This is a genomic window from Pseudoxanthobacter sp. (assembly GCF_036822375.1).
GTDB lineage: Bacteria > Pseudomonadota > Alphaproteobacteria > Rhizobiales > Segnochrobactraceae > Pseudoxanthobacter.
Genome location: NZ_DAISHT010000025.1, coordinates 1 through 4077, shown reverse-complemented (window position 1 = coordinate 4077; position 4077 = coordinate 1). Strand labels below are relative to the sequence as shown.

Sequence of the window (4077 nt, the reverse complement as noted above, 5' to 3'; positions counted from 1 at the left end):
CCGATATCCGGCCGTCGCCGGCAACCGCGGGAACCGGATGATCCGCCGGCGGCCTGACGGGCCCGCGCGCGGGCCTGTCAGGGCGGGCCGGAAGACCCGCCTCTGCGAAGACCCGCCTCTGCCATGTGCCCCGCCTTTTGCCGGGCCGGCCCTTATTCAGCCGCCGTCGGTCCCGGCATCCGCAGCCGGCCGGGCCGCTCAGCCGAGTGCGGCCGTGAGGCGGTCGACCATCGGGTTCACCGGCTCGAACACCTGCGACAGCGCCGACACCGACACCGTGGAAGCGCCATGGCCCTTGAGCCATGCGGCGCAGTCGAACACCCGCGCCGCCGGCACATGCAGCACCAGTTCGCCGCCTTCGCCGCCGGACAGCGCCACGCACTCGAACAACTGGCGGACCTGCCGCACCACCTGCGCGCCATCGGCCACCCGGGTGCGCAGCTCGCGCACCGTGCGGGCGCGCGCCTCGGCCGCAATGCGGTCGAGGATGATGCGCACCGCCGCGCGCTGCGCCCCGCTCCACGCCGCCTTGCGGCTTGCCAGCAGATGCGCCTCGGACCGCAGGATCACGCCGTCGTCGATGATCTTCAGCGCGTTGGCTTCCAGCGTCGAGCCGGTGGTGGTGATGTCGATCACCAGTTCCGCCGAGCCCGCCGCCGGCGCGCCTTCGGTGGCGCCGAGACTTTCCACGATGCGGTAATCGGAAATGTCGTGGGCGGCGAAGTGGCTGCGGGCGAGGTGGATATATTTCGTCGCCACCCGCATCCAGCGGCCGTGGCGCACGCGGAAATCGGTCGCCACGTCGGCCAGATCGGCCATGGAGCGCACGTCGATCCACGCCTTCGGCACCGCCACCACCACATCGGCATGGCCGAAGCCCAGCGGCAGCACGCGGTGAATGAGCTGCTCGCGCGCGACCGGTTCCGGAATGCTCTCATGCACCAGATCGAGCCCGGTGACGCCGAGATGCACGCCGCCGCCAGCGATCTCGCGGGCGATCTCGGAGGCGGAGAGGAAGGCGATCTCCACGCCCTCCACGCCCTTCACCGAACCGCGATAGCCGCGCGCACCGCCCGCCTGCACGAACGGCAGGCCGGCACGGGCGAAGAAACTCTGGGTGTTTTCCTGCAGCCGTCCCTTGGAGGGGATGGCGATGATCAGCGGCCCGCTCATGCCTCTGCCTCGTTGCGCGCGGGAACGACCCGCTCCAGCCAGATCGAAAAGCCCACGGCAGGCACGCTCTCGCCGGCCCCCATCAGTTGCAGCAGGCGATCGTAGCGCCCGCCGCCGACGATCTGGCCGTTGCCGCTGGCGGCCGGCCGCGAGCGGTCGTGAATCTCGAACATGAAGCCGGTGTAGTAATCGAGCCGGCGGCCGAACTCGCCGGCAAAGGCGATCGCGCCGGTCTCCACCCCGCGTTCCGCGATCAGGGCGGTGCGGCGGGAGAAGCGCTCCAGCGCCGCGGACAGATCGAGACCCGCGCCGGCCGCGAAGGCGGCAACCGCGTCCGCCGCCCGGTCCAGCGGGGCGGCGATGGCCAGATAGCCGCGCAGGATGCGGGCCGCCTCCGGCGCCAGCCGGGCACCGGCGGCAAGGGCGGCCTGCTCCACCAGCCGGTCGGCAATCTCGCCCGGCGAGCGGCCGCCGACCGGGGTGAGGCCGGCCACCGCCAGCATGTTTTCCACCAGCGCCCGCGCGGTTTCGGGATCGGCATCGGCCAGCGCCCCGGCAATCGGCACCGCCGGAGCCTCGCCCGTGCGCCCCTCCAGCCGGTCGAGCGCGGCCAGCACCCGCGCGGTATCGCCGAAGGCGGCCGAAAGCCGCCGGCGCCAGGCCTGCGGCAGCGGCAGCGCCTCGATCAGCGCCGTGAACAGGCCCTCGTCGCCGAGGCGCACCTGCGGACGGGCGATGCCCAGCAGCCGCACCGCCTCCAGCGCCCGCGCCAGCACATCGGCATCGGCGACCTCCAGATCGGCATCGCCAAGGCGCTCAAGCCCGGCCTGCAGACTTTCCGGCGGCCCGTCGGCGCGCTGGCGGAAGATCGGCCCCAGATAGGCATAGCCCGCCGGCCGGTCGGCAGACCCGCCGCGCAGATGCATGTTGCAGACCGGAATGGTGAAATCCGGCCGCAGGCACAGTTCGTCGCCGCCCGCGCCGGCGGTGAGGAACATGCGCCGGCGCAGATCCTCGCCGGCGAGTTCCAGAAACAGCGCTGCCGGCTGCAGCACGGCGGGCTCGGCGAAGCGGTTGCCGCCGGAGGCGAGCAACGCCTTCAGCGCATCCAGCCGGTCGGCGACCGCAACGGCCGGGGCGGCCGGGGTGTCGTTGGAAGTCATGGCCCGCCCCTTCTCAGCGTTCGCCGGCCGGTCCGCCGGCACGCTGGCGGTCGGCGCTCTGGCGGGCGAGAAGGTCGGCCACCGCCTGCACCACGTCGCCGGTTGCCACCGTGAACTGCGCCGGCCGCGCCTCGCGCCACTCGGCATGGTCGGCGATGGCGTCCGCCATGCGGGCGCCCTCCACCAGATCCTTGATCTCCACCGTGCCGGCGGCGCGCTCGTCGGACCCCTGAATGATCACGCACGGCGCATCGCGCCGGTCGGCATATTTCATCTGCGCCTTGAGCCCGGCGCTGCCGAGATAGAGCTCGGCGCGGATGCCCGCGGCCCGCAGCCCCTGCACCATACGCTGATAACCGGCGAAGGCCTCCGCATCGCGGTCCAGCACCAGCACCACCACCGGGCCGGCGCCGCGCACCGCGCCGCCCCCGGCCCGCGCCGCCAGCGCCGAGGCCAGACGCGAAACGCCGACGGAAAAGCCCGTTGCCGGCACATTCTCGGCGCGGAAGCGGCCGACCAGGCCGTCATAACGCCCGCCGCCGCCGACCGAGCCGAACCGCACCGGCCGGCCCTCGTCGTCGAGCACCGTAAAGGTGAGTTCCGCCTCAAACACCGGGCCGGTGTAATATTCCAGCCCGCGCACCACGGACGGATCGATGCGGATGCGCTCCGGCCCGTAGCCGGCCGCGGCGAGGTGGCCGGCAATCTCGGTCAGTTCCGCCACGCCTTCGCTGCCGCGCGGGCTGGTTTCCACCAGACCGGCGAGGTTGGCGCAGGTCACCGCCGGATCGTCCGCCCCGGCCACGGTGAAGGCGAGGATGCGTTCGATCTGCCCGCCCTCCAGCCCGGCGCCGCGGGTGAAATCGCCGCTCGGGTCCAGCCGGCCTTCGCCCAGAAGGTCGCGCACGCCTTCCGGCCCGATCTTGTCGAGCTTGTCGATGGCCCGCAGCACCGTCAGCCGGCGACCGGCGTTCTCCGCCCCGGCAAGGCCGGCGGCTTCCATCACGCCATCCAGAACCTTGCGGTTGTTGATGCGGATGACATAGTCGCCGCGCGGAATGCCGAGCTTTTCCAGCGTGTCGGCCGCCATCATGCAGATTTCGGCATCGGCGGCGACCGAAGCCGTGCCGACGGTGTCGGCATCGAACTGCATGAACTGGCGGAAGCGCCCCGGCCCCGGCTTTTCGTTGCGGAACACCCAGCCCACCCGATAGGAGCGGTAAGGCTTGGGCAGGCGGTCGTAGTTTTCCGCCACATAGCGGGCGAGCGGCGCGGTCAGGTCATAGCGCAGCGCCAGCCATTCCTCGTCGTCGTCCTGAAAGGCGAACACGCCCTCGTTCGGCCGGTCCTGATCGGGCAGGAACTTGCCGAGGCAGTCGGCATATTCGATGAGCGGCGTTTCCACCGGCTCGAAGCCATAGAGCGTGTAAGACGCGCGGATCGCGGTCAGCAGGCTTTCGGTCGCCGCCAGATCCGCCGGTGCGCGGTCGACAAGGCCGCGCGGCAGGCGCGGCTTCGGCCGGCCGTCCTTCGTGGTCTTGCTGTCTCTGGCGGTCTTGCTGTCCTTTGCCTTGCCCTTCGCCTGCTGCGCATGGGTGCCGGCATGGACCTTCGCTTCCGCGGTGGCAGTGTTGCCCTCGCCCGCAGCGGGGGCGTTTGCGGTGGCCGCATTTTCGGCCGGCTCGGAATTCGCCATGGCACTCATCTCAGGTGAAGACGGGCAGCCCGGGCCGCCCGCGCG

The 4077-nt window shown here is 71.7% G+C and carries 3 protein-coding genes; all 3 read right to left on the bottom strand.

The window, feature by feature from the left end:
- Positions 1-198: 198 nt before the first annotated feature.
- From hisG to hisS, 3 genes are read right to left on the bottom strand one after another with little or no spacing between them, the layout of a single operon-like run.
- The gene (gene hisG, locus V7067_RS04520; protein ID WP_334174690.1) at positions 199-1173 is read right to left on the bottom strand and encodes an ATP phosphoribosyltransferase; all 975 of its coding nucleotides are present in this window, start codon (positions 1171-1173) and stop codon (positions 199-201) included.
- Positions 1170-2336, bottom strand: coding sequence for an ATP phosphoribosyltransferase regulatory subunit (locus tag V7067_RS04515; RefSeq protein WP_334174689.1), 1167 nt, complete (start codon positions 2334-2336; stop codon positions 1170-1172). The genes hisG and V7067_RS04515 overlap by 4 nt, the downstream gene beginning before the upstream one ends.
- A 13-nt stretch (positions 2337-2349) precedes the next feature.
- Positions 2350-4032 (bottom strand): histidine--tRNA ligase, encoded by a 1683-nt coding sequence (gene hisS, locus V7067_RS04510; protein WP_334174688.1) that lies wholly within the window; start codon positions 4030-4032, stop codon positions 2350-2352.
- Positions 4033-4077 lie beyond the last annotated feature (45 nt).

Coding starts and splice junctions, on each gene's coding strand:
- hisS (WP_334174688.1), bottom strand. CDS start 4,032: ATGGCGAATTCCGAGCCGGCCGAAAATGCGGCCACCGCAAACGCCCCC.
- V7067_RS04515 (WP_334174689.1), bottom strand. CDS start 2,336: ATGACTTCCAACGACACCCCGGCCGCCCCGGCCGTTGCGGTCGCCGAC.
- hisG (WP_334174690.1), bottom strand. CDS start 1,173: ATGAGCGGGCCGCTGATCATCGCCATCCCCTCCAAGGGACGGCTGCAG.